26 protein-coding genes and 1 tRNA gene are annotated in these 22,773 nt (G+C 67.9%); 7 read left to right on the top strand and 20 right to left on the bottom strand.

The genetic code is table 11. From position 1 onward, the window contains the following. Positions 1-4 precede the first annotated feature (4 nt). The 8 genes from HHL11_RS04920 to HHL11_RS04885 form a co-directional block, all read right to left on the bottom strand. A complete protein-coding gene (locus HHL11_RS04920) occupies positions 5-1,477 on the bottom strand; it encodes an aldehyde dehydrogenase family protein (RefSeq protein ID WP_169417319.1) in 1,473 nt (490 codons plus the stop codon). Between the two features lie 11 nt (positions 1,478-1,488). After that, the gene (locus HHL11_RS04915; RefSeq protein ID WP_169417318.1) at positions 1,489-2,487 is read right to left on the bottom strand and encodes a hydroxyquinol 1,2-dioxygenase; all 999 of its coding nucleotides are present in this window, start codon (positions 2,485-2,487) and stop codon (positions 1,489-1,491) included. Between the two features lie 16 nt (positions 2,488-2,503). Further along, complete coding sequence (locus HHL11_RS04910) at positions 2,504-3,010, bottom strand: cupin domain-containing protein (RefSeq protein ID WP_169417317.1); 507 nt, start codon at positions 3,008-3,010, stop codon at positions 2,504-2,506. A gap of 111 nt (positions 3,011-3,121) precedes the next feature. After that, positions 3,122-4,069 (bottom strand): LysR family transcriptional regulator, encoded by a 948-nt coding sequence (locus HHL11_RS04905; protein WP_169417316.1) that lies wholly within the window; start codon positions 4,067-4,069, stop codon positions 3,122-3,124. Between the two features lie 18 nt (positions 4,070-4,087). Then, a complete protein-coding gene (locus tag HHL11_RS04900) occupies positions 4,088-4,813 on the bottom strand; it encodes a ribonuclease activity regulator RraA (protein WP_425355204.1) in 726 nt (241 codons plus the stop codon). A gap of 17 nt (positions 4,814-4,830) precedes the next feature. Beyond that, complete coding sequence (locus HHL11_RS04895; protein WP_169417315.1) at positions 4,831-5,766, bottom strand: dihydrodipicolinate synthase family protein; 936 nt, start codon at positions 5,764-5,766, stop codon at positions 4,831-4,833. Next, positions 5,763-7,811 (bottom strand): TRAP transporter permease, encoded by a 2,049-nt coding sequence (locus HHL11_RS04890; protein ID WP_169417314.1) that lies wholly within the window; start codon positions 7,809-7,811, stop codon positions 5,763-5,765. Before HHL11_RS04890 ends, HHL11_RS04895 begins: the two co-directional genes overlap by 4 nt. A 10-nt stretch (positions 7,812-7,821) precedes the next feature. Beyond that, positions 7,822-8,781: a TAXI family TRAP transporter solute-binding subunit gene (locus HHL11_RS04885; RefSeq protein ID WP_169417313.1), complete on the bottom strand. Its 960-nt coding sequence runs from the start codon at positions 8,779-8,781 to the stop codon at positions 7,822-7,824. Between the two features lie 146 nt (positions 8,782-8,927). Here HHL11_RS04885 and HHL11_RS04880 point away from each other — a divergent pair, with 146 nt between their 5' ends. Then, a complete protein-coding gene (locus tag HHL11_RS04880) occupies positions 8,928-9,356 on the top strand; it encodes a DUF1841 family protein (protein ID WP_169417312.1) in 429 nt (142 codons plus the stop codon). 40 nt (positions 9,357-9,396) lie between these two features. On the opposite strand, the gene HHL11_RS04875 is transcribed toward HHL11_RS04880, so the two are convergent. After that, on the bottom strand, positions 9,397-10,143 hold the full coding sequence (locus tag HHL11_RS04875) for a c-type cytochrome (RefSeq protein ID WP_169417311.1): 747 nt from the start codon (positions 10,141-10,143) through the stop codon (positions 9,397-9,399). 102 nt (positions 10,144-10,245) lie between these two features. Between HHL11_RS04875 and HHL11_RS04870 the strand changes: the two genes are divergently transcribed. From HHL11_RS04870 to HHL11_RS04860, 3 genes are read left to right on the top strand one after another with little or no spacing between them, the layout of a single operon-like run. Next, the gene (locus tag HHL11_RS04870) at positions 10,246-11,088 is read left to right on the top strand and encodes an AAA family ATPase (RefSeq protein WP_169417310.1); all 843 of its coding nucleotides are present in this window, start codon (positions 10,246-10,248) and stop codon (positions 11,086-11,088) included. Positions 11,089-11,092: 4 nt separating this feature from the next. Continuing rightward, positions 11,093-11,692, top strand: a complete 600-nt coding sequence (locus tag HHL11_RS04865; protein ID WP_169417309.1) for a GNAT family N-acetyltransferase — start codon at positions 11,093-11,095, stop codon at positions 11,690-11,692. 1 nt (position 11,693) lies between these two features. Then, entirely contained in the window at positions 11,694-12,884 is a 1,191-nt protein-coding gene (locus HHL11_RS04860; protein ID WP_169417308.1) for a vWA domain-containing protein, read from the top strand. A gap of 6 nt (positions 12,885-12,890) precedes the next feature. Here the strand turns inward: HHL11_RS04860 and HHL11_RS04855 are convergent, their stop codons facing one another. Continuing rightward, positions 12,891-13,187 carry a hypothetical protein gene (locus tag HHL11_RS04855; protein WP_169417307.1) on the bottom strand — a complete coding sequence of 99 codons (297 nt, stop codon included), beginning with the start codon at positions 13,185-13,187 and terminating at the stop codon, positions 12,891-12,893. 120 nt (positions 13,188-13,307) lie between these two features. Here HHL11_RS04855 and HHL11_RS04850 point away from each other — a divergent pair. After that, positions 13,308-13,382, top strand: a tRNA-Arg gene (locus tag HHL11_RS04850). 10 nt (positions 13,383-13,392) lie between these two features. On the opposite strand, the gene HHL11_RS04845 is transcribed toward HHL11_RS04850, so the two are convergent. The 3 genes from HHL11_RS04845 to HHL11_RS04835 form a co-directional block, all read right to left on the bottom strand. Continuing rightward, positions 13,393-14,364, bottom strand: a complete 972-nt coding sequence (locus HHL11_RS04845) for a Bug family tripartite tricarboxylate transporter substrate binding protein (RefSeq protein WP_169417306.1) — start codon at positions 14,362-14,364, stop codon at positions 13,393-13,395. A 20-nt stretch (positions 14,365-14,384) separates the two neighbouring features. Further along, positions 14,385-15,266 carry an SMP-30/gluconolactonase/LRE family protein gene (locus HHL11_RS04840; RefSeq protein ID WP_169417305.1) on the bottom strand — a complete coding sequence of 294 codons (882 nt, stop codon included), beginning with the start codon at positions 15,264-15,266 and terminating at the stop codon, positions 14,385-14,387. A 141-nt stretch (positions 15,267-15,407) separates the two neighbouring features. Continuing rightward, positions 15,408-16,217: a hypothetical protein gene (locus HHL11_RS04835; RefSeq protein WP_169417304.1), complete on the bottom strand. Its 810-nt coding sequence runs from the start codon at positions 16,215-16,217 to the stop codon at positions 15,408-15,410. Between the two features lie 318 nt (positions 16,218-16,535). On the opposite strand from HHL11_RS04835, the gene HHL11_RS04830 reads away from it, so the two are divergent. Then, positions 16,536-16,763 carry a hypothetical protein gene (locus tag HHL11_RS04830; RefSeq protein WP_169417303.1) on the top strand — a complete coding sequence of 76 codons (228 nt, stop codon included), beginning with the start codon at positions 16,536-16,538 and terminating at the stop codon, positions 16,761-16,763. 19 nt (positions 16,764-16,782) lie between these two features. Here HHL11_RS04830 and HHL11_RS04825 read toward each other — a convergent pair whose 3' ends face one another. From HHL11_RS04825 to HHL11_RS04795, 7 genes are all read right to left on the bottom strand, one after another. Beyond that, entirely contained in the window at positions 16,783-17,157 is a 375-nt protein-coding gene (locus tag HHL11_RS04825) for a response regulator (RefSeq protein WP_169417302.1), read from the bottom strand. A gap of 68 nt (positions 17,158-17,225) precedes the next feature. Then, positions 17,226-17,981, bottom strand: coding sequence for a 1-acyl-sn-glycerol-3-phosphate acyltransferase (locus tag HHL11_RS04820; RefSeq protein ID WP_169417301.1), 756 nt, complete (start codon positions 17,979-17,981; stop codon positions 17,226-17,228). Between the two features lie 4 nt (positions 17,982-17,985). Then, entirely contained in the window at positions 17,986-19,278 is a 1,293-nt protein-coding gene (locus tag HHL11_RS04815) for a dihydroorotase (RefSeq protein WP_169417300.1), read from the bottom strand. Next, a complete protein-coding gene (locus HHL11_RS04810; RefSeq protein ID WP_169417299.1) occupies positions 19,275-20,246 on the bottom strand; it encodes an aspartate carbamoyltransferase catalytic subunit in 972 nt (323 codons plus the stop codon). The genes HHL11_RS04815 and HHL11_RS04810 overlap by 4 nt, the downstream gene beginning before the upstream one ends. A gap of 9 nt (positions 20,247-20,255) precedes the next feature. After that, a complete protein-coding gene (gene pyrR, locus HHL11_RS04805; protein WP_169417298.1) occupies positions 20,256-20,774 on the bottom strand; it encodes a bifunctional pyr operon transcriptional regulator/uracil phosphoribosyltransferase PyrR in 519 nt (172 codons plus the stop codon). Beyond that, positions 20,771-21,190, bottom strand: coding sequence for a Holliday junction resolvase RuvX (ruvX, locus tag HHL11_RS04800; RefSeq protein WP_169417297.1), 420 nt, complete (start codon positions 21,188-21,190; stop codon positions 20,771-20,773). Before ruvX ends, pyrR begins: the two co-directional genes overlap by 4 nt. Next, positions 21,187-21,786, bottom strand: coding sequence for a YqgE/AlgH family protein (locus tag HHL11_RS04795; protein WP_169417296.1), 600 nt, complete (start codon positions 21,784-21,786; stop codon positions 21,187-21,189). Before HHL11_RS04795 ends, ruvX begins: the two co-directional genes overlap by 4 nt. 77 nt (positions 21,787-21,863) lie before the next feature. Here HHL11_RS04795 and HHL11_RS04790 point away from each other — a divergent pair, with 77 nt between their 5' ends. Beyond that, positions 21,864-22,772, top strand: coding sequence for a DUF5996 family protein (locus tag HHL11_RS04790; protein ID WP_169417295.1), 909 nt, complete (start codon positions 21,864-21,866; stop codon positions 22,770-22,772). Position 22,773: the final 1 nt, after the last annotated feature.

Genomic DNA, 22,773 nt, shown 5'->3' with positions numbered 1-22,773 from the left:
CTTCTCAACGGGGATAGTGCGGCGGGATGCGGGCGTCGACGTTGACCCAGACGCTCTTCACCTGCGTGTACTCGCGCATCGCGTCGAAACCCATCTCCCGGCCATAGCCCGAGAGGCCCACGCCGCCGAAGGGCGAGCCCGGGTTGACGCGCTTGTAGCTGTTGATCCAGACCATGCCCGCGTGCAGCTCGCGGGCGAAGCGGTGCGCCCGCTGCAGGTTGGCCGTCCACAGGCCGCTGCCCAGGCCGTAGTCGGTGCCATTGGCGATGGCGAGCGCTTCCTCGTCGTCGCGGAAGGTAAGCACCGTGACGAAGGGGCCGAACACTTCCTCCTGCGCGATGCGATCGCGCGGCGTCTTCGCCCGCACGATGGTCGGCTCGACGTAGCAGCCCTGCGCCAGTTCTTGCGCCACCGGGGCGCGGCCGCCCGCCAGCACTTCGCCGCCTTCAGCGCGCGCAACCTCCACATAGGCGAGCACGCGCTCCTGGTGCTGCGCGCTGGTCAGCGGCCCCATTTCGGTGGCGTCGTCCAGCGGGTTGCCCAGCTTGATCGAGCGCGCCAGCGGAATGAACTTCTCCAGGAAGGCGTCGGCGATCTTCTCGTGCAGCAGCAGCCGCGAACCGGCGATGCAGGCCTGGCCCTGGTTGTGGAAGATGGCCCAGGCGCTGCCGTTGACGGCCGCCACCAGGTTCGCATCTTCGAACACGATATTGGCGCCCTTGCCGCCCAGCTCCAGCTGCACCTTCTTCAGGTTGCCCGCCGAGGCCTGCACGATGCGCCGGCCGGTGGCCGTGCTGCCGGTGAAGGCGATCTTGGCGACACCGGGGTGTTCGGCCAGGTACTGGCCCGCAACACTGCCCAGGCCAGGCACCATGTTGACGACGCCGGGCGGCATGCCGGCCTGCGCCATCAGCTCCGCGATGCGCAGCGAAGTGAGCGGCGTGATCTCCGCGGGCTTCATGACGATGGTGTTGCCCGCGGCCAGCGCCGGGCCCATCTTCCAGCTGATGAACATCAGCGGGAAGTTCCACGGCACCACCTGGCCCACCACGCCCACCGGCTCGCGCAAGGTGTAGTTGAGGAAGCCCGCTTCGACGGGAATCGTCTCGCCCTGGAACTTGTCGGCCATGCCGCCGAAATAGCGGAAGCAGCCGGCCGTGCGCGGCACGTCGAGCCCGCGCGAATCGCGGATCGGGTGGCCGGTGTCCAGCGACTCGAGCCGCGCGAGTTCCTCGGTGTTCGCCTCGATCAGGTCGGCCAGCTTCAGCAGGACACGCCCGCGCTCCGCGGCCGGCAGGCGGCTCCAGGCCGGGAAGGCCTTCTGCGCCGCCTCTACAGCGCGATCGACGTCCTCGCGGCCGGCGAGCGCCACCTCGGCGAGCACGCTGTTGTCGTGCGGGTTGCGCGTGGGCAGCGTCTCGCCGGACAGCGCGTCGGTGAACTCGCCGGCGATGAACAGTTGGTGGCGGGGGGTCATGACAAGCAAGGTCAGAACTTGACCGGAACCTCCGGCGCCTCGCCCTTCTGGATCTCGTAGACGAGATTGGGCGAGCCGTTTTCCCACACCAGCAGCATCGAGCGCTTGGGGCTGTAGCCCTGGTGGCGGCAGTAGGCCGGCATGGCGGCCATGTCGCCCGCCTTCATGATCACGCGGGCCAGCGGCTTGCCGGTGTTCTTGTCGGCGCAGTCCCAGTGGATCTCGTCGCACATCTGGAAGAACCACTCGACGCGGTCGTTGCCGTGGATGATGGGCAGGATGTGCTCCTCGGTCGTCGGGCACATGTAGCTGTACTTCACCACGCTGGTGAAGGAAGGGTTCCAGGTCACCTGCGAGCGCGAGAGGAAGGCGAACAGGTTGAAGGCGTGCACCTCGTTCTCGAAGCCTGGTTCGGGGTGCAGCTCCGGCTGGTCCTGTGGCACGTCGGCGAAGGCGCGGTTGATGGTGGCGCCGCGCTCGTCGGTGCGCAGCGGCAGGTCGCCCTTCAGGCCGACGCAGCGCGTGGCGAGTTCGCGGGCGCGCGTGATAGCCTTGGTGTTGTTGCCGTGGCGGCGGCCATAGGGCGTGCCGGTCTCCTGCGGCGCCGCGAAGGGATCGAAGCCCTCGTTGGTCCAGTCGTCCAGCATCGCCTGGAAGGTCGCGGCGATCTGCTCGGTGGGGAAGTTCTCCAGCAGGTCGACGCCGGCCTCCTTGAAGCTGCCGTTGAAGCTGCCGGCATAGAGGTCCACCGACTTGTAGTGGTTGACCGTGCCGAGCACGTTGTCGAAGTTGACCCAGCCATAGAAGAAGCCCCAGGCCACATCGCGCATCAGCGCACGCAGGTAGTTGCCGGCGTCCATGGTGTGCGACAGCGGGCGGCCGTCGCGCGTGGTCCAGCGGATGTGCGCGAAGTACTCGTCGCGCGAGAAGTTGAAGCTGCCCAGCGTGAAGGACTTGTAGCCGAAGGTGGGATGCGGCGCGCTGGCGATGACGGGGGTGGTGTCGCTCATGGTGTGTCTCCTCGCTTCACTGGACCTGGCAGATCTCGGCCCACTTCTCCACGGAGACCTGGCCCTTGCACGTCTGCAGCACCACCACGGCAGGGTGGCTGGCGTAGAACTGGTAGGCCGTGTTCTTGGGCAGCAGGCCCTGGTGGCCGCGCCGCAGCTTCATCCAGCCCATGTTCGGCCCTTGCGGCGGCCCTTCGACGAGGACCGCGCCGTTGTGGTCGGCATCGGGCACGTGCTGCGCCTTGTCCAGCTTGATCAGCCGGATCTCCACTTCGCCGTCCATGCACAGGGCGAACTCGTCGTGCGCGCAGGTGTACCAGGGCGACTCGCCCTGCGCGCGCGCCACCTCCAGCACGTAGATCTGGTTCTGCCCGAACACGACGCGCTCGTACGGCTGGCTCTTGCTCGCGATCTCGAAGCAGTTGGAGAAGGCGTAGTTGCGGACGTCGTCGGTGATCGCTTCGACGCCGCCCTTCTCGTAACTCGCGAGCGAGCCGAATTTCGTCTGGTAGGCCACGGCCATGGTTTGCTCCTGGAGTGCGGAGCGAACTTTAGGAAGCCGAGGCCTCGGCCGGTAGATGGGACTTGGTGACTGGATTGTTCGGCGGCTCCGAACAATCGCGGGGGTTTACCCCTACGCTTCGACCAGCGTCTCGGGCAGCAGGCCCGCGGCGACCAGCGCCGCGTCCCAGGGTGGCACGCGGCCGAAAGCGGCCGTCACGTCCTCGATGAACAGCTTGAGCTTGAAGGCGTTGCGCGACGTGCCGGCATATACGGCGCTGAGCCAGAATGAGGACAGCTGGTACTGCGGCAGCACCATTTGCAAGGCCCCCGTGCGGATCGCCTCGGCAGCCACGAGCGTGGGCAGGCAGACGATGCCGGCGTGCTCCAGCGCGTATTCGCGCAGCAGGTGCACGCTGTTCGTCAGCAGCGCCGCCGACAGGTAGGTGGTGAGCTCGCCACCGTCCTTGTAGAAGGTCCAGCGGTCGCGCGTCGGGTAACCGGAGTAGAGGCCCAGCTGGTGGTGGTGCAGGTCGCGCGGGTCCTGCGGCTCCGGGTGCTGCGCCAGGTATTGCGGCGTGGCGCAGAACACGCGGCGCACGGCGAACAGCGGGCGCGAGATCAGCTCGCTGGAAGCCGCGGGGAAGATCTGCAGCGCGCAATCGACGCCCGCCTGCACCGGGTCGACCACGTTGTCGCCGACGATCAGTTCGAGCCGGATCTCCGGGTAGCGCGCCTGGAACTCGCGCAGCAGCGCGCCGAAGTGCCCCAGCACGAAGCCGGTGAGCGCATGCACGCGCAGGGTGCCGGCGGGCTTGCCGCGCACGTCGCGCATCTGGTCGACGATGTCGTTGGCGCGGCCCACCAGCTCGGTGCAGTCACGCAGGAAGGCCTGGCCCAGCTCCGACAGCCGCACGACGCGCGTGCTGCGATGGAACAGCGGGCCGCCCAGGTAGTCCTCCAATTGCTTGATGCGCGTGGTGACGACGGACTTCGCCACCCGCAGCTGGCGCGCGGCTTCGGCGAAGCTTTGCGTCTGGGCGACGCGGACGAAGGTTTCGATGTTCTGGAGGCGGTCCATGTCTCCAGCGCTCGCCGACTATTTCTTCGAAGCTTCGTAGCGCTTCTTGTTCTCTTCGTTCGGCGGATACAGCCCGGGCAGCGGCACGCCCTTCTCCACCTCCGCCATGATCCAGCCTTCCAGGCGCTCCTGCTCCGGCGCTTCGGCGAGCACGTGGTCCAGCAAGGCGGCGGGGATCAGCACCGCGCCGTCGTCGTCGGCCACCAGCACGTCGCCGGGGAACACCGCCACGCCGCCGCAGCCGATGGGCCGCTGCCAGTCGACGAAGGTCAGGCCGGCTACCGACGCGGGCGCGGCAGCGCCGCTGCACCACACGGGCAGCTGGGTCCCCAGCACGCCATGCAGGTCGCGCACGACGCCGTCGGTGACGAGCGCCGTGATGCCGCGCTTGGCCATGCGCGCGCAGAGGATGTCGCCGAAGATGCCCGCGTCCGTCACGCCCATGGAATCGACCACGGCAATGCAGCCGGCCGGCATGGCTTCGATGGCCGCACGCGTCGAGATGGGCGAGCCCCAGGAGGCCGGCGTCGCCAGGTCCTCCCGCGCGGGCACGAAGCGCAGCGTGAACACGCGGCCGACCAGGCGCGGCTGACCGCTGCGGATGGGTCGCGCGCCGCGGATCCACAGGTTGCGCAGGCCTTTCTTCAGCAGCACCGTGGTCAGCGTGGCGGTGGTGACCTGCGAGAGCGTCGCTATCGCCTTGGGATCGAGCGGGCTCATGTCGGGTTCGGGCAGCGCGGGCATGGTCATGGGGTCGTCCTTCAGGCGAGTTCGCGCAGGCGCTTGTCCTGCCGGCGCACCAGCAGCGCGATGTCGGCGAGGTCCTTGTCGGACAGCTTCGGCCCGGGCTTGCGCACGAAGGCCGAGGTGATCACGCCGCGGTCCTGGAACAGTTGCTTGCGCACTGCGAGGCCGACGCCGGCCTGCTGCTCGTAGCGCGCCAGCGGCAGGTAGGCGTCGAACAGGTCGTGCGCGCGCTCGCGGTCGCCGCGCGCATGGGCCGCCACCACGTCCACCATCATCTCGGGATAGGCGAAACCTGTCATGGCGCCGTCGGCGCCGCGCGTCAGTTCCTCCGGCAGGAACAGGCCGCCGCCGTTGCCGGTGAGGATGGACACGCGCTTCACCTCGCCCTTGTCGCTGGCCGCGCGGATGGCGGAGAGCTTGGCCAGGCCCGGCCAGTCCTCGTGCTTCAGCATCACGCAAGTGGGCGAGTTCTTCAGGATGCGCAGGATGACGGAGGCCGACATCTGCACGGTGGTCGACACCGGGTGGTCCTGCAGCACCCAGGGCACTTTGGCGCCCAAGGTCTCGTCGACCATCTGGAAGTAAGAGAGGATCTGGTCGTCGGTGCGCACGCTGGGCGGCGGCGCCACCATGACGCCGGAAGCGCCGAGGTCCATGACGGAATCCGTCAGCTCCTTCATGGCTGCGAAGCCCGGCGCCGAAGCGCCGACCACCACCGGCACCTTGCCGTTGACACGCGCCAGCACCTGCTTGACGAAGGTGCGCGACTCTTCGGCGGTGAGCTTGGTGGCCTCGCCCATGATGCCCAGCACCGTGAGGCCGGTGACGCCCTTCTCCAGGCAGAAGTCCACCATGCGGTCGGTGCTGGCGAGGTCCAGCGCACCGCTGTCGGTGAAGGGAGTGACGGTGATGAGGTAGACGCCTTGGGCGGAAGAGTCCAGTCGGTTCATGGGCGCGATGCTACGCCGTCCGCGAGCACCGGCCGCATCAACTGCATCGCCAGCACCGCCACCATCAGCGCGAAGCCCACCAGGTCGGCGATCCAGCCCGGGTAGGCCAACGCGAAGCCGGCGATGATCAGCAGCACGCGTTCCACGCTGCTGGTCTTGCGCAGCGCCCAGCCCTGGAAGCCGGCGGCCAGCGCCGCGATGCCCAGCGCGCAGGTGAAGGTCACTTCGAAGATCGACCACCAGTCGGCGTTCGCCAGTGCCTTGCTGGAGCCCATGAGCAGCAGGCCCTGGCCGCTGGGGTCCAGCACGAACATGAAGGGCACCAGGAAGGCCGGCACGGTGTACTTCCAGCACTGCATGGTCGTCTTGTACGGGTCGCCGCCGGTGATGGCAGCCGCTGCGAAGGGCGACAGCGCCGTCGGCGGCGACACCTCGGACAGCACCGCGTAGTAGAAGATGAACATGTGCGCCGCGAACTCGGGCACGCCCAGTTTGATCAGCGCCGGCGCCGCGATCACCGCGCAGATGATGTACGAGGCCGTCACCGGCACCGCCAGGCCGACGATCCACACCACCAGCGACGTGAAGATGGCCGTCAGCAGCAGCGAGCCGCCGGCATAGGCGATGACGATGGTGCTGAACTTCAGGCCCAGGCCCGTGAGCGTCACCACGCCGACGATGATGCCGGCGCCGGCGCAGGTGGCCGCCACGTTCAGCATGCCGATGGAGCCGCCTTCCATGGCCTTGATGAAGGGCGAGCTCCACAGCTTCTTCACGATGCCCGGTCCGCGGAAAGCGTCGTACGGGACCAGCGTGGTGTCCGGCCGCAGGAAGCTGGTGAAGAAGGACACCACCGTCGCCCAGAACACCGACAGCACGGGCGAGAAGCCCCACATCATGAAGGCGATGATCGAGACCAGCGACAGGAAATGGAACCAGTACTTCTTCGTCAGGTTCCACACCGAGTCGACCTTCTCGAAGGTGGTGTTGCCCATGCCGTACTTGCGCGCGTCGATCTCCACCATCAGGAACAGCGCGAAGTAGAACAGCAGCGTGGGGATGCACGCCATCAGCAGCACGTCGAGATAGGAGATCTTCAGGAACTCCGCGATCAGGAAGGCGGCCGCGCCCAGCACCGGCGGCGAGATGATGGCGCCCAGCCCGCCGGCGGCGAGCAGGCCGCCTGCCGCGTTTTTCTCGTAGCCCACCTTGGCCAGCATCGGGTAAGCCACCGTGCCCAAGGTCACAGTGGTTGCCACGCCCGAGCCCGAAGGGCCACCAAGCAGGAAGGAAGCGAGCACCACGGTGCGCCCCGCACCGGTGGGCTTGCCGCCCATCGCGGCGAACGAGAAGTCGATGTAGAACTTGCCCGCGCCCGAGTACTGCAGGAAGGCGCCGAAGATCGTGAACAGGATGATGAGGGACGAGGACACGTCGATCGCCGAGCCGTAGATGCCCTCGAGCGTCATGTACATCACGCCCACCAGCCGGCCGATCTCGTAGCCCTTGTGCGTCCACGGCGCCGGCAGCCAGGGCCCGGCCAGCGCATAGCCGACGAAGGCAAGGCAGATCACCGGCATGATCCAGCCGGCGGTGCGGCGCATCGCCTCCAGCACCAGCAGCACGAGGCAGGTGCCGAAGAAGATGTCCCAGTTGTTCGGGTCGGTGTTGCGGTCGGTGAAGTCGTCGCCGCCCAGCACCAGGTAGACGGCGATGGCCACGGCCAGCAGGGCCGCGATCCAGTCCCACCACATCACGCGGTGCCGGAAGCGCGCGGCCACCGGGAACACGAGGAAGGCGAGGAACAGCACGAAGGCCACGTGTACCGGCCGCAAGGTCTGCGTCGGCACGATGGCATAGGCCGTGTACAGGTGGAAGGCGGACATCGCCACCGCAACGAGCGTGATGAACACCGCCATCGCGCCCTTGAACTTGTTGGCGGCGCCTTCTTCCTGCTCGATGTATTCCTCGGCCTTCTGCAGGCCGGCTTCGCTGACGGCCTCGCTCAGCGCGACGCGCTCTGCCCGCTGTTGTTCTTGCGTCATGGGCCCGTGCTCAGTTCAGCTTGATGCCGTGTTCCGCGAAGTACTTGATGGCGCCGGGATGCCAGGGGACGGGGCTCGCGTCCTTCTTCTGGTTCTCCATCCTGAAGTTCTCGGCTTCCTTGTGGACGGCGACGATGTCGGCCTTCTTGTCGAAGATGGTCTTGACGATTGCGTAGGCCGTCTTGTCGTCCATGCTCTGGTCGGCGACCAGGATGTTCTGCACGGTGGCCTGGTGGTTGTCCTTGTCCATGCCGCGGTACGTTTCCTTGGGGATCACGTCCTGCACGTACAGGTTGCCGTACTTCTGGTTCATCTTCGCCACCAGGTCGGCGTGGTCGATCATCTTGATCTTGTTGCCGGGCGTGTTGGCCAGGTCGGACACGGCGGCCGTGGGCAGGCCGCCCACCCAGAAGAAGGCGTCGATCTTGCCGTCCTTGATGGCGTTGACCGATTCGGCGGCGCCCAGGCGCTCGCGCTTCAGGTCCTTGTCCTTGTCGAAGCCGGCGGCCTCGATCAGGCGGAAGGCCATCACCTCGGTGGCGCTGCCGGGAGAACCGGTGGACACGCGCTTGCCCTTCAGGTCGGCGAAGCTGTTGATGCCCTTGCCCTCGATGGTCACCACGTGCATGCGGTTCGGGTACAGCACCATCAGCGTGCGGACGTTGACCTTGTGGCCCTTGAACTTGTCCTCGCCCTTGAACGCGTCCTGCGCGGCGTCGCTCATGCTGAAGCCCACGTAGGGCTTGCCGCTGCCGACCAGCTTGAGGTTGTCGACCGAGCCGCCGGTCACTTCCGCGGTGGCCTGCATGCCTGGCACGTACTTGGACAGCACGGCCGCGAGGCCGCCTCCCATGGGGTAGTAGACGCCGCCGGTGCCCCCGGTGGCGATGGAAATGTTCTGGGCAAAAGCGGCGAGGCTGAGGCCGAAGGCCGCGATGAGCGCGACCAGGGCAGTCTTCCAGGACTTCATTGCGTTGTCTCCGAATAGGAATGCACTCACGCTCCCGCGCTGTACGGCACGGTGCGGCGCCATTCTGCGGTCAGCTTGCGTTCAGGCGCCTGCGGACTTACCAGCAGACGGGCAGCGGGTTTGGGGCGCGTGCTACCCTGCCGGCCATGTTCGATCCCTCCCAGGAAGAGGTGCGCCGGTTCTTCTGCGGCGTGCAGGCCAAGGCCCGCGGCGGCCAGCTGCTGGACGCGCTGGAAACGCTGGCCAGCGAGTGGCTGAAGGAGCACCCGGAATACGACGCCGACCTGGCCGACGCCGATGCGGCGGTGGCGCGCGTCTACGACGGCAGCAAGGGCACCAATCCCTTCCTGCACCTGTCCATGCACCTGTCGATCAGCGAGCAATGCTCGATCGACCAGCCGCGCGGAATCCGCCAGGCAGTGGAGTTGCTGGCGGCGCGCCGCAACTCGTTGCACGACGCGCACCACGAGGCCATGGAGTGCCTGGGCCAGATGCTGTGGGAAAGCCAGCGCGCGGGACGGCCGCCGGATGGCGAGGCCTACGTCGAGTGCGTGCAGCGGCGCGCGACGAAATGAAAAGGGGCCCGTCGGGCCCCTTCTGCTGTCTGCGTTCCACTCAGTGGTGGAAGCGGGACTCGGTCTTCGTTTCCAGCTCGCTATCCAGCGAACCCACGAACTTGGCCAGCGCCTTCAGTTCGTCGTTGGAGAACTGCTTGGCGATGGCGCCCATCACGCCGTTGTTGCGGCCGACGGCGGGGTTGTTCTCGGTCTTGTACGACTTCAGCGCCACGAACAGGTAGTCGGCGTGCTGGCCCGCGATCTTCGGATAGTTGGGCGCGATCGGCTTGGACAGGTTGGCGCCGTGGCAGGACACGCAGGCGGCCTTCTGCATCAGCGCGGCGACCTGGGCGTCGGGCTCGCGGCTCAGCTTGTCCGCGACCGGCTTCATGTCCTGCTGGCCGGCCTTCTCGTAGTAGGCGGCGATGTCGTTGATGTCCTGCTCGGACAGCGTCGTCGCGATGGCGCGCATGGTGGGATGCTTGCGGTCGCCGGTCTGGTAGGCCTTCAGGGCGGCCGCGATGTAGGCCGCGTTCTGGCCGGCGATCTTGGGAACCTTGTAGACCTCGGGGAAGCTGGTTTGGTAGCCGACGATGCCGTGGCAGCCGAAGCACATGGCCGTCTTGGCTTCCAGCGACTTGGGGCTGGCCGGTGCCTGGGCCGGCTTGGCGGCTGCGGGAGCAGCAGGCGCGGCCGCGGCCGCAGGAGAGGCAGCAGGAGCCGGAGCAGCCGGCGCCTGCGCATGGGCCAGATTGGTCGCGCAAGCGACAAACATGGCGAGAAGCGTGTTCAACAACTTGTTCATTTTGCGCGCACAATCAGACCCGAAGGCCCGTTTCTTTGGATCAACCGGCGATTATAGGGGGGCTCCTCCGGGGCCCTTCCCTCGCACATTCCCGCACCCCCCATGAAGTTCCAAGGCTCCCAGAACTACGTTGCCACGCAGGACCTGATGCTGGCCGTCAACGCCGCCATCACCCTGAAACGCCCCCTGCTGGTCAAGGGCGAACCGGGCACCGGCAAGACCATGCTGGCGGAAGAAGTGGCCCAGGCCTTGAACCTGCCGCTGTTGCAGTGGCACATCAAGTCCACGACGAAGGCGCAGCAGGGCCTGTACGAGTACGACGCGGTCAGCCGCCTGCGCGACTCGCAGCTGGGCGACCAGCGGGTCAAGGACATCCACAACTACATCGTCAAGGGCGTGCTGTGGCAGGCCTTCACGGCGGACCAGCCGGTGGCGCTGCTGATCGACGAGATCGACAAGGCCGACATCGAATTCCCCAACGACCTGCTGCGCGAGCTGGATCGCATGGAGTTCTACGTCTACGAGACGCGCGAACTGGTGAAGGCCAGGCACCGGCCGCTGGTGTTCATCACGTCGAACAACGAAAAGGAACTGCCGGACGCCTTCCTGCGCCGCTGCTTCTTCCACTACATCAAGTTCCCCGACGCCGACACGATGAAGCAGATCGTGGACGTGCACTTCCCGGGCCTGAAGAAGGAGCTGCTCACCTCCGCGCTCAAGACCTTCTACGACGTGCGCAACCTGCCCGGCCTGAAGAAGAAGCCCAGCACCTCCGAGCTGCTCGATTGGCTGAAGCTGCTGGTGGCCGAGGACATCCCGGTGGAAGCGCTGCAAAGCAAGGACGAGAAGGTGGCGGTGCCGCCGCTGGTGGGCGCGCTCTTGAAGAACGAGCAGGATGTGACGCTGTTCGAGAAGCTGGTGTTCATGCAGCGCCACAACCGGTGAGCCGATGAAGAAGCCCGAGCCGACGACCCTGCAGGCCGCGACGCTGCGGCTGGTGCCCATGACGACCGGCCACGTCGCCGGCCTGGAAGCCGCGGCGCGCGATGGCGAGCTGTGGAACCTGCGCGTGACCTCGGTGCCGGAACCCGGCGCGACGGCGGCCTATGTCGCAGCGGGCCTGAAGGGTTGCGAGGACGGCCACATGCTGCCCTTCGTCGTGATCGATTCCGTCAGCGGCCAGGTGATCGGCACCACGCGCTACCACGACATCGTGCCGGCGGTCGAGCGCGTCGAGATCGGCTACACGTGGTACGGCAAGAGCTGGCAACGCACGCACGTCAACACCACCTGCAAGCTGCTGCTCTTGCAGCACGCCTTCGAGACGCTGGGCGCCAAGCTGGTGGGCTGGCGCACCGACAACTTCAACTTCGCCTCGCAGCGCGCCATCGAACGCCTGGGCGCCAGGAAGGACGGCGTGCTGCGCCACCACGCGCTGCGCCGCGACGGCACGGTGCGCGATACGGTGATGTACAGCGTCGCCGCCGGCGAGTGGCCGGAGGTCAAGGCACATCTCACCTATCAGCTGAATCGCCCGCGGGAGGCCTGACATGCTGATCGACTTCTTCTACACCCTGCGCAGCGCCAAGCTGCCGGTCTCGGTCAAGGAATACCTCGTCCTGCTCGAGGCCTTGCAGCAAGGAGTCGTGGGCCCCGAAAGCGACGGCGCGTACAGCCTCGACGACTTCTACTATCTCGCCCGCACCGCGCTGGTGAAGGACGAGAAGCACTACGACAAGTTCGACCGCGCCTTCGCGGCCTACTTCAAGGGCGTGGAGCTGCTCGCCGACTTCAGCAAGGACGTGCCGCTGGAATGGCTGCGCAAGAACCTGGAGCTCGAACTCTCGCCCGAGGAGAAGGCGAAGATCGAGAAGATGGGCTGGGACGAGCTCATGGAGACGCTGAAGAAGCGCTTCGAGGAGCAGAAGGAACGCCACGAGGGCGGCAGCAAGATGATAGGCACCGGGGGCACCTCACCCTTCGGCGCCTACGGCTACAACCCGCAGGGCATCCGCATCGGCCAGGACAAGGGCCGGAACAAGAGCGCGGTGAAGGTGTGGGACCAGCGCGCCTACAAGGACTACGACGACACCCAGGAGCTGGGCACGCGCAACATCAAGGTCGCCCTGCGGCGGCTGCGCAAGTTCGCGCGCCAGGGCGCGGCCGAGGAACTGGACCTGGACGACACCATCAAGTCCACCGCCGCCAACGCCGGCTGGCTGGACATCAAGATGGTGCCGGAGCGGCACAACAACGTGAAGGTGCTGCTGCTGATGGACGTGGGCGGCACGATGGACGAACACGTGCACCGCGTCGAGGAGATGTTCTCGGCCGCCAAGGCGGAGTTCAAGCACCTCGAGTTCTACTACTTCCACAACTGCGTCTACGACTTCATGTGGAAGAACAACCGGCGGCGCTTCAGCGAGAAGTTCCCCACCTGGGACATCATCCGCAAGTACAACAAGGACTACAAGCTGGTGTTCGTGGGCGACGCCACCATGAGCCCTTACGAGATCCTGCAGCCGGGCGGCAGCGTCGAATACAACAACGAGGAAGCCGGCGCCGAATGGCTGCAGCGCCTGACCGGCGCCTTCCCCAAGTTCGTCTGGATCAACCCGGAGCCGCAAGGCGTCTGGCAATACCGCCAGAGCATCGCGGTCGTCCAGCAGCTGATGAACCAGCGGATGTACCCGCTGACCCTCAAGGGGCTGGAAGACGCGATCCGGCTGCTGACGAAGTAGCGGCCCTCAGGGGTTGGCGCCCGGGTTCTGCAACTGCTGCAGCTGCTGCATCGCCAGGTGTGCGCGATAGTCTTCCGGGCTCACGTTGCGCCGCTGCAGGCGCTCGTAGCGGCGATAGTCGGAAGCGCTGTAGCCGTTGCTGTCGATGGCTGCGACCGGCACGCACTGATAGCGCTGCTGCACGTAGCCGACCGGGCAGGCCCGTTCGTAGTTCTGCGTGAGATAGCGGACGGCGGATTCGTGGGCCATGGCGCCGGTGGCGCAAAGCGCGGCGGCCGCGAGGGCCAGCAGTTTTTTGCTCATGAGGTACTCCTTTTGTGGCTTTGCCCCATTCCACACGGGCGCGGCGCCCGCCGGCGTCCGCCGAGGTCCGCGACCGTTGTAGGAAGGGGTAGAGCGGCCACACTTAGAATATCGGCCTCAGCCGCCGTAGTTCAATGGATAGAACGAGCGCCTCCTAAGCGCTAGATACAGGTTCGATTCCTGTCGGTGGCGCCAGTTTTCGGCGCTACTGCCCCTTCCAGCGCTTGTCCATGCCGATCCGCTTGATCTCGGCGCCCATCGTCTCGTAGTCGTCCTTCACCTGGCTGGCAAACTCAGCCGGCGTCGAGGTCGAAACGACCAGCCGCATGGTGGCGATCTGGCTGGCGTAAGCCGGGTCGGCCGAGGCCTTGACGATCGCCGCATTGAGGCGGTTGACGATGTCCGGCGGCGTGCCCTTGGGGGCGAAGACGCCGCTCCAGATCGACACGCCGAACTTGTCCACGCCTTGCTCGCGGACGGTGGCCACATCCTTGATGACCGAGGAGCGGCTGGGCGTGGTGGCGCCCAGCACGCGCATCTTGCCGGACTTCACGTAGGGCTCCACGGTGCCATAGCTGTCGAACATCAGGTCGACGCGGCCTCCCAGCAGGTCGGTGATCAGCTGCGGCGAGCCGCCGTAGAAGATCGGCGTGAATTGCACCTTGGCCGCGTCCTGCAGCTCCTCGACGACGTAGTGCACCACGCTGCCCTGGCCCTGCACGCCGACGTTCAGCTTGCCGGGGTTGGCCCTGGCATAGGCGACCAGTTCGCGCGCGTCCTTCACCGGCAGGTCGGCCCGCGCGGCGAGCACCTGCGGGAACACCCATACCCGGCTGACCGGGGCGAAGTCGTTGACCGGGTGGAACTGCACCGGGCTCACGTAAGGCAGCAGGATCTGCGAGAAGCCGCCAAAGAGGAAGGTGTAGCCATCCGGCCTGGCATGGGCCACCAGGTCCGCCGCGATGCCGGTGCCGGCGCCCGGGCGGTTGTCGACCAGCACCTGGACGCCGATTTCGCGCTTCAGCGCGTCGGCGAGCGCGCGCGCCGCCACGTCGGTCGGCCCGCCGGCCGGATAGCCCACCACCAGGCGGACCGGGTGGTCCGGCCACTTCGGCTCGGCGGCCGCCACGAAGTTGCAGAGCACGGCCGCGGCTACGGCCACCATCCAGCGTTTCATCTTCATCGTCTCCAGGAAATTCACAGGTCTTTGAATCTCGGCTCTTCCAGCCCGCGCACGCCCGTGCCATCGACCCGGAAGACGGCGCCCGCCTGCGGGTTGGTGGAGCGGAACAGGTGGCCGCTGTCGCTGATCGAGGTCACGAACAGGGTCCCGAACTCCGGGCCGCCGAAGCACGGGCAGGTGATGTAGCTCTCCGGCTCGAAGGGGATGGACTGCAAGGAGCGGCCACTGGCGTCGAAACGGGCGAGCCGGCCGTCGCGGATCACGGCGACCCACAGGCAGCCTTCGGCATCGACCGTCGCCCCATCCGGCGGTTTGCCGAGCGCATCCTTGTCGACGAGGATTTCGCGCGGACCGACCGTGCCGGCTTCGGAGTCGTAGGCATAGCGCCAGATCTGCTGGGCGACGCTGTCGGCCAGGTAGAGCCAGCGGCCGTCGGGGCTGAAGCAGGTGGCGTTGGCGATGTGGATGTCGCGTTCGATCTCCAGCAGCCGCCCGCGCCCATCGAGCTGGTAGAAGGCCCCCAGCGGCTCGCGGCGGCCCACGGTCATCGAACCGACCACGAAGCGGCCCTGGCGGTCGACGCGGCCGTCGTTCAGCCGCATCTGGCCGGCGCGGTGCGTGACGGTGGGTCCCCACGGCGTGATCCCGCCACTGGCCGGGTCGAGGAAAGCGAAGCCGTCTTCCAGCGCCAGCAGCACGCGGCCGCTTTCGCAGAGGGCGATCGAGCCGATGTGCGCGGATGCTTGCCAGCTTGCGCGTGCGCCGGTGGCCAGGTGCTGGCGGTGGACGCGCTGGCCGCGGCCGTCGATCCAGACCAGCGACTCGGTGCGCACGTCCCACAAGGGGCACTCGCCAAGCAGGTCGCGATGGGGCGAAAGGACGCTGATGCGGGTCATTTGGGAGGGAAAGGAAAGGCAGCGCGAAACCGCGCCGGAGCCGGCAACGATAGCCAGCGGCGCGCCCGCGGAAACCCATTCCGCGCAAAGCTGCTTTACGGATCCTCGCGACTGCGCCGGCGAGGCCGGGGCGGCGGAGACTCAGCCGGCCGTGGCCAGGCCCTTGCGCGGCAAGAGCCGGTCGCCATCCTGCCCGGCCCGCGGCAGCAGGCTGCAGCGGTGCCGCAGCGCGCCCGCCTCCCGCACCAGGCGGTCCTGCGAGGCCTGCATCCGCAGCGCCAGCGACAGCGCCTGCGTCACCCAGATCTGCGCCTCGCTGCGCGCGCCGGTCACGCCGTGGACGGCGGAATCAGGCGCCAGCGGGCCTTGCAGCAACAGCACGAGGCGGCTGCACAGGCTGGCGCAGGAAGGCTTCACCTTGCGCTGCACCGCTTCGGCCAGCTTGGGCCGGGTCACCGCCAGGCTGTCGGCCAGCGCGTGCACGTTGCGGGCACTGCGGTCCACGGCCTGCAGCAGGGCGAGCCGGCTGCGCAGCTCGCTCAGGCGCTCGGAGACCTCGGCGTCGAACGAGCGCGCCAGGCCTTCCTCCAGCTCCAGCATCCATTCGCCGCAGCGCTCCACCACCTTTTCCAGGACGCGGAAGGCCTGCACGAATTCGAGCAAGGCAGGACCCAGCCGGCCGGCCGCGACCTCGCTGCGCTGCAGGAAGGTGTCGGCGCCCGACACCGCGCGTTCGGCGCTGGCGCGCAGCTGTTCGGCCCGGGAGCCCAGGTGGCCGCGGGCCTCGGCCTCCTCCGGCCCGGGCCAGCGGGCACCCCACTCCAGGGCCGTCAGGCTTTCGTGCAGCGTGTGCAGGTGGCTTTCCAGGCCGGCGGCGTGCCAGGACGCGTGCTGGTGCACCTGGCCCCCCATCGACGACAAGGCAGGCAGGTGCGCAATGGCGCGGGCCATGACTTTCTGCAGCCACGCGGCGAGCTTCGCCGGCGATCGGTGGCGTTGGGAGTGGGTCACTGCGAACCTTGTGCTTGTTTCTGAGCCTTGCGGCGTCAACTACATTCTGTAACACCGGTTGGGCTGGAGCAAGCCAGGACCGCCAAAAGTCCTACGGCACCGTGGGCCCCATCCTACAGACGGCCCGTTCCGGCGGGAGTTGGTGCCGCAGCGCACCATTGCACTCACTTACACCTGAAGCCCTCGCCTTGCAATGCCTGTCATCGGGCCGCCATGCCCGTCTTCCAGAATGGCCTGGAGCTATCAGGAGAGGATGTAATGACTTCGGACTACCGCATCGAGAGCAGCATGCCCATCGCCAGCAGGTTCTGGCCGGCTGCCCGCTCGACGCAATTCGCCGTCAATGACCGCGCGCTGGCCGTCAGCCTCGCGGCCAAGAGCTTCACGGGCCAGGACGAGATCCGCGTGGTGCACGTGCCGACCGGCGAAGTGGTCTTCCGCAAACCGGCTCCGCCCCAACGGGTGGAATGGAGCGAGGAGATCTGAGACCAGGGAGCCCCGGCTCCTACGCCCGGACCGCGCTGCGAGCCGCCGGGCCCCCCGTGAATTCCTCGATGCGGGCCAGCAGGTCCGACAGCGGCGCCCGCTTGGAGGCGCCCGGCCGGCCCCGCACCTGGCCTTCCAGGTCGCGCAGCGCACCCGGGGACACCAGCGACGTCAGGTAGACCAGCGGGATGTCGGCGAGCTGAGGGTCGCCATGGAGCGCGGACGCCACTTCCATCCCGCTCATGCCCGGCATGTCGTAGTCGCACAGGATCAGGTCCGGCCGTTCGCCGCGGGCGAGCGCCAGCACCTGGTAGGGATCGACCGTCGACACCACGTCGTAGTGCCTCGCCAGCTTGGCGCCAAGGTAGACCAGCACCGACTGGTCGTCGTCCACCAGCAAGATTTTTTTCTTGCTTATCCGCATGAGGCCCTCCGAGCACCCCCCATGCTAGTGCTTCAGCGTTACGACTGCTGAGTAACCCGACCGGCCTGCAGGGATTCCACCGACGAGCGGAGGTCCGCGGCCCATTCGCGCCGGTCGCGGCCATCGGCCTGTTCGGGTTCGCCGTAGTGGACGTGCGCTGCGAAGGGCCGGTCCGTCACGCTGCGCCACAGCGAGTGGACGAGCGTGTCGTCCCCGAGCCAGAGCGGCGCCGGGCTGGCCGCGCCGCTGGCCTGGTCCACGTAGCGCAGCGCCACGGGGCCCGCCGGAGCGTCCGCGGAGATCGCGGCCTGGAACAGGTTGGCATGAAAGGGCAGCAGCTGTTGCCCGTCGCCCGTGGTGCCTTCGGGGAAGACCGCCACGATGTCGCCGGCGCGCAGGCTCTCGCTGACGTGGTGCACCACGCGCATCGCATCGCGGCGCTTCTCGCGCTCGATGTACAGCGTGCCGGCGCCGGTGGCCAGCGTGCCGATCAGCGGCCAGTGCTTCACGTCCGACTTGGAGACGAAGCGGCAAGGCCGCGCCGCATGCATCACCAGGATGTCCAGCCAGGACAGGTGGTTGGCCACCAGCAGCAAGGGACCGCGCGGCGGCGGCTCCCCGTGCAGGTGCAGCGGGATGCCCAGGATGCCGAGCATGCGCCGGGCCCAGGCCTGCACGGTCGCGTCCCGCCGCGGCTGGTTCCAGCGCGGGAACAGCAGCCGGATGATCAGCCAGCCGCGGAGAACATGCCCGAGGACGCGGAGCAGGCGCCACGCACCCCGCAGGCCGCGCACCGGCTCAGGCCTCGTAGGCGACCTGGCCGCCCACGATGGTGAAGCGCACCTGCCCGGGCAGCTCGTGGCCGGCGAAGGGCGTGTTGCGGCCCTGGCTGCGCAGCGCGCCGGGCGTGACGGTCCAGGCTTCCTGCGGGTCGAAGATGCAGACGTCGGCCACGCCGCCATCGAGCAGCTGGCCGGCACTCGCCTGCAGCGTGCCCAGCGCGCTTCCCAGCACGCGGGCCGGCTCGCTGGTCAGCACCGCCAGCGCGCGCATCAGGCCCACGCCGTCTTCCTGGCCCCACTTCAGCGCCAGGCCCAGCAGCAGCTCGAGGCCGGTGGCGCCCGGCTCCGCTTCGGCGAAAGGCAGCGTCTTGGCGTCTTCATCCACCGGCGTGTGGTCCGAGACCAGCGCGTCGATGGTGCCGTCGGCCAGGCCTTCGCGCAGCGCGTCGCGATCGCGCTGCTGGCGCAGCGGCGGGCTCAGGCGCATGCGGCTGTCGAAGTAGCCGATGTCGACGTCGGTGAGGTGCAGGGAGTTGATGCTGACGTCGCAGGTGATTGCCAGGCCTTCGCTCTTGGCCGCGCGCACCAGCGCCACGGCGGCGGCGCTGCTGATGCGGCACAGGTGCACGCGCGCGCCCGTGATGCGCATCAGTTCCAGGATGGTCTGGATCGCGATCGTCTCCGCCGCCACGGGAATGCCGGACAGGCCCAGGCGCGTCGCCAGCGCGCCGCTGGCGGCCACGCCCTTGCCCAGGTAGTAGTCCTGCGGCCGCAGCCACACGGCATAGCCGAAGGTGGCCGCGTACTGGAAGGCGCGCTGCAGCACCTGCGTGTTCTGCAGCGGCACTTCGGCCTGGCTGAAGCCGACGCAGCCCGACTCGGTGAGCTCCGCCATCTCGGTCAGCACTTCGCCCTGCAGGTTGCGCGTCAGCGCGCCCAGCGGGAACACGCGCGCCTGGTGCAGCTTCTCGGCGCGGAACTTCAGCATGTCCACCAGGCCGGGCTCGTCCAGCACCGGGTCGGTGTCGGGCGGGCAGACCAGGCTGGTGATGCCGCCGGCCACCGCCGCCGCCATTTCGCTTTCCAGCATGCCTTCGTGCTCGTGGCCCGGCTCGCGCAGGCGCACGGCGAGGTCCACCAGGCCGGGCGCGACGATGCAGCCGCGGGCGTCGATGACGCGGTTGGGGCTGAAGCCCTCCGGGATGTTGCCCACGCTGATCACGCGGCCGGCAGCCAGCGCGACCTCGCAGAACTCGTCGAAGTTGCGCGCCGGGTCGATCACGCGGCCGTTCTTGATCAGGATCTTCATGCCGCCTCCCGCACGTTGTGGGCGACGATCCCCATCACCGCCATCCGCACCGCGATGCCGAAGGTCACCTGCGGCAGGATCACGCTCTGCTTGCCGTCCACCACCGAGGAGTCGATCTCCACCCCGCGGTTGATCGGCCCGGGGTGCATCACGATGGCATCCGGCTTGGCCAGCGCCAGCCGCTCCGGCGTCAGGCCGTAGCGCTTGAAGTACTCCTGCGAGGACGGCAGCAGCGCGCCGCTCATGCGCTCGTTCTGCAGCCGCAGCATGATGACGACGTCGCAGCCCTTGATGCCTTCTTCCAGCGAGTGGAAGACGCGCACGCCCATCTCCTTCAGGTCGCCGGGCACCAAGGTCTTGGGCCCGACCACGCGCACCTCCGCGCAGCCCAGCGTGGTCAGCGCGTGGATGTCCGAGCGCGCCACGCGCGAGTGCAGCACGTCGCCGACGATCGCCACCGTCAGGTTGCTGAAGTCCTTCTTGTAGTGGCGGATCGTGTACATGTCGAGCAGCCCCTGCGTCGGGTGCGAGTGGCGGCCGTCGCCGGCGTTCACCACGTGCACGTGCGGCGCGACATGCTGCGCGATCAGGTACGGCGCACCGGATTCGCTGTGGCGCACGACGAACAGGTCGGCGGCCATCGCCGACAGGTTGGCGATGGTGTCCAGCAGCGACTCGCCCTTGGACGCCGAAGAGCGCGCGATGTCCAGGTTGATGACGTCGGCCGACAGGCGCGTGGCCGCGATCTCGAAGGTGGTGCGCGTGCGCGTGCTGTTCTCGAAGAACAGGTTGAACACGCTCTTGCCGCGCAGCAGCGGCACCTTCTTCACCTCGCGGTCGCTGACGCTGACGAAGGTGGAGGCGGTGTCGAGGATGTGCGTGAGGATGTCCTTCGGCAGTCCCTCGACGGAGAGCAGGTGGATCAGCTCTCCATTCTTGTTCAGTTGCGGGTTTCTCTTGTAGAGCATGGTGTTGTCTTAGTTTGCTCGCTCGACCTCGAAGGTGAACAGCCCGGCGGGGTCGCGCGCCAGGGCCAGGCTCTGGTTGTCCGGCAGGGCGACGCGGGCCGCGGCAAAGTCGGCCTGGATCGGCAGTTCGCGGCCGCCGCGGTCCACCAGCACCGCCAGCTGCACGCTGGCCGGGCGGCCGTAGTCGAACAGCTCGTTGATCACCGCGCGGATGGTGCGGCCGGTGTAGAGCACGTCGTCCAGCACCAGGATGTGCGCGCCGTTCACGTCGAAATCCAGCTTCGTCTGCGCGGTGGCGGCGACGCCGCGCTGCGCGTAGTCGTCCCGGTGCATGGCCGACGAGATGACGCCGGGCGTGCCTTCCAGGTCCAGGTCCTTGTGCAGGCGCTCGGCCAGCCAGGCGCCGCCGGAGGTGATGCCCACCAGGCGCGTGTCGGCGCGGCGCAGCTGCCGCACGCCGCGCGCGAGCTCGCGGTACAGGGCTTCGGCGTCGAGGGTCAGGGCGCCGTTGTGGGTGGCGGGGTTCAAGGCAGGCTCCTCAAGAATTGCTCCAGGATGACGCAGGCCGCGCCGGCGTCGGCATCGCGCGCCCCGCTGGCCAGCGCTTCGGTGGTGCTGTAGCGCTCGTCCACCTCGTACACCGGCTTGCCGAAGCGGCCGCGCAGCTGGCGGGCGAACTTGCGGGCGCGGAGCGTATTTTCGTGGCTGGCGCCATCTGGGTGGAACGGCACGCCCACGACCAGCGCGTCTGGCTGCCAGTCCTTGATGCGCTGATCGGCGGCGGCGAAGCGGGCATCCGCTGCGTCGGCGCGGATCGTCGGCTGCGGCGTGGCGGTGCGCGTCATCCGGTTGCCTACGGCGACCCCCGTGCGCTTCAGCCCGAAGTCGAAAGCGAGAAAGGTCTGGAAATGGGAAGGGACGTCGGGGGTCTCAGGCGCGCTCATGCGTGCCCGGCTCCCGGCGACAGCATCCAGGCCTGCAGGCCCAGCAGCGACAGCGCCTTGTCGTAGCGTTCCTCGATCGGCGTGTCGAAGATGACGATCGGGTCGGCGCCCACGGTCAGCCAGCTGTTTTCGGCCAGCTCGGTTTCCAGCTGGCCTTCGCCCCAGGCGGAGTAGCCCAGCGTGACCAGCAGCTTGCGCGGGCCGGCGCCGGTGGCGATGGCTTCCAGCACGTCCTTGGACGTGGTCATCTCGATGCCGCCGGCGATGGTCATGGTGGAAGCGTAGACCGACTCGTTCGCGTCGGCGCCCTCGGGATGCATGGCCTCGTGCAGCACGAAGCCGCGCTCGGTCTGCACCGGGCCGCCTTGCAGCACCGGCGTGCGGGCCAGTTCCTCGCGGCCCAGCGGCAGGTCGACCTTCTCGAAGAGGTTGCGCAGGTTGATGTCGGTGGGCTTGTTGATCACCAGGCCCAGGGCTCCGCGCGGGCTGTGCTCGCACAGGTACACCACCGAACGCGCAAAGGCGGCGTCCTGCAGCCCCGGCATGGCGATCAGGAAGTGATGGGTCAGGTTGATCGAATCGGCCTCAGTCGGCATGGACCCGATTTTAGTTGCTTGGGCGCCGGTCGATATTGGGACTTGCGCCCCTCGCCAGCGAGTGGTCATATGGCGCGATGAATTCCGCCTGGCCTCCCCTCCCTTTCGAACCCTGGCAGGACACGCATGCGGGCCTGCACCGCTGGCTCCAGGTGGTGGGCAAGCTCAAGCTCGCCTGCACCCCCTGGACCAACCATTCCTGGCACGTGGCGCTGGCGCTGACAGCGCGCGGCCTCAGCACCGGCCCGCTGGCCTGCGGCGAACGCTTCTTCCAGGTGGACTTCGATTTCCTCACCCATCGCCTGCTGGTGCAAGCGAGCGATGGTGGCTCTGCCGCGGTGCCGCTGGAGGCGCAGTCGGTGGCACGCTTCCATGGCGGCGTGCAGCAGGCCCTGGATTCGCTGGGCCTGGCAGTCGCGATCAGTCCCGCTCCCTGCGAGATTCCGGACGCCTTGCCCTTCGCGCAGGACGAGGCGCCGCGCCCCTACGACGCCGACGCCGTGCAGCGCTACTGGCGCATCCTGCTGCAGGCCGAGCGCGTGCTGCGCATCTTCCGCACGCGCTTCACCGGCAAGTGCAGCCCGGTCCACTTCTTCTGGGGCGCGGCCGACCTGGCCGTCACGCGCTTCTCCGGCCGGCGCGCGCCGGCGCATCCGGGCGGCGTGCCGGCGCTGGCGGACTGGGTGGTGCGCGAGGCCTACTCGCACGAGGTGAGCAGCGCGGGCTTCTGGGCCGGCGCCGGGCTGGGGTATCCGGCGTTCTATTCCTACGCCTATCCCGAGCCGGTGGGCTTCGCGGACTGGAAGGTGGGACCGGCAGGCGCGTTCTACAGCGCGCAGCTGCGCGAATTCATCCTGCCGTATGACGTGGTGCGGGAAGCGGAGAACCCGGACGAGACGCTGCTGGCTTTCCTGCAGTCGGCGTACGACGCCGCCGCGGACCTGGGAAAGTGGGACCGGGAGTCGCTGGAGTGCGATCTCCCGTAGG

The sequence above is a fragment of the Ramlibacter agri genome, from assembly GCF_012927085.1.
GTDB classification, from domain to species: Bacteria; Pseudomonadota; Gammaproteobacteria; order Burkholderiales; family Burkholderiaceae_C; genus Ramlibacter; species Ramlibacter agri.
Note: the sequence above shows the minus strand (reverse complement) of the source record. Positions and strands in the feature narration are given on the sequence as shown.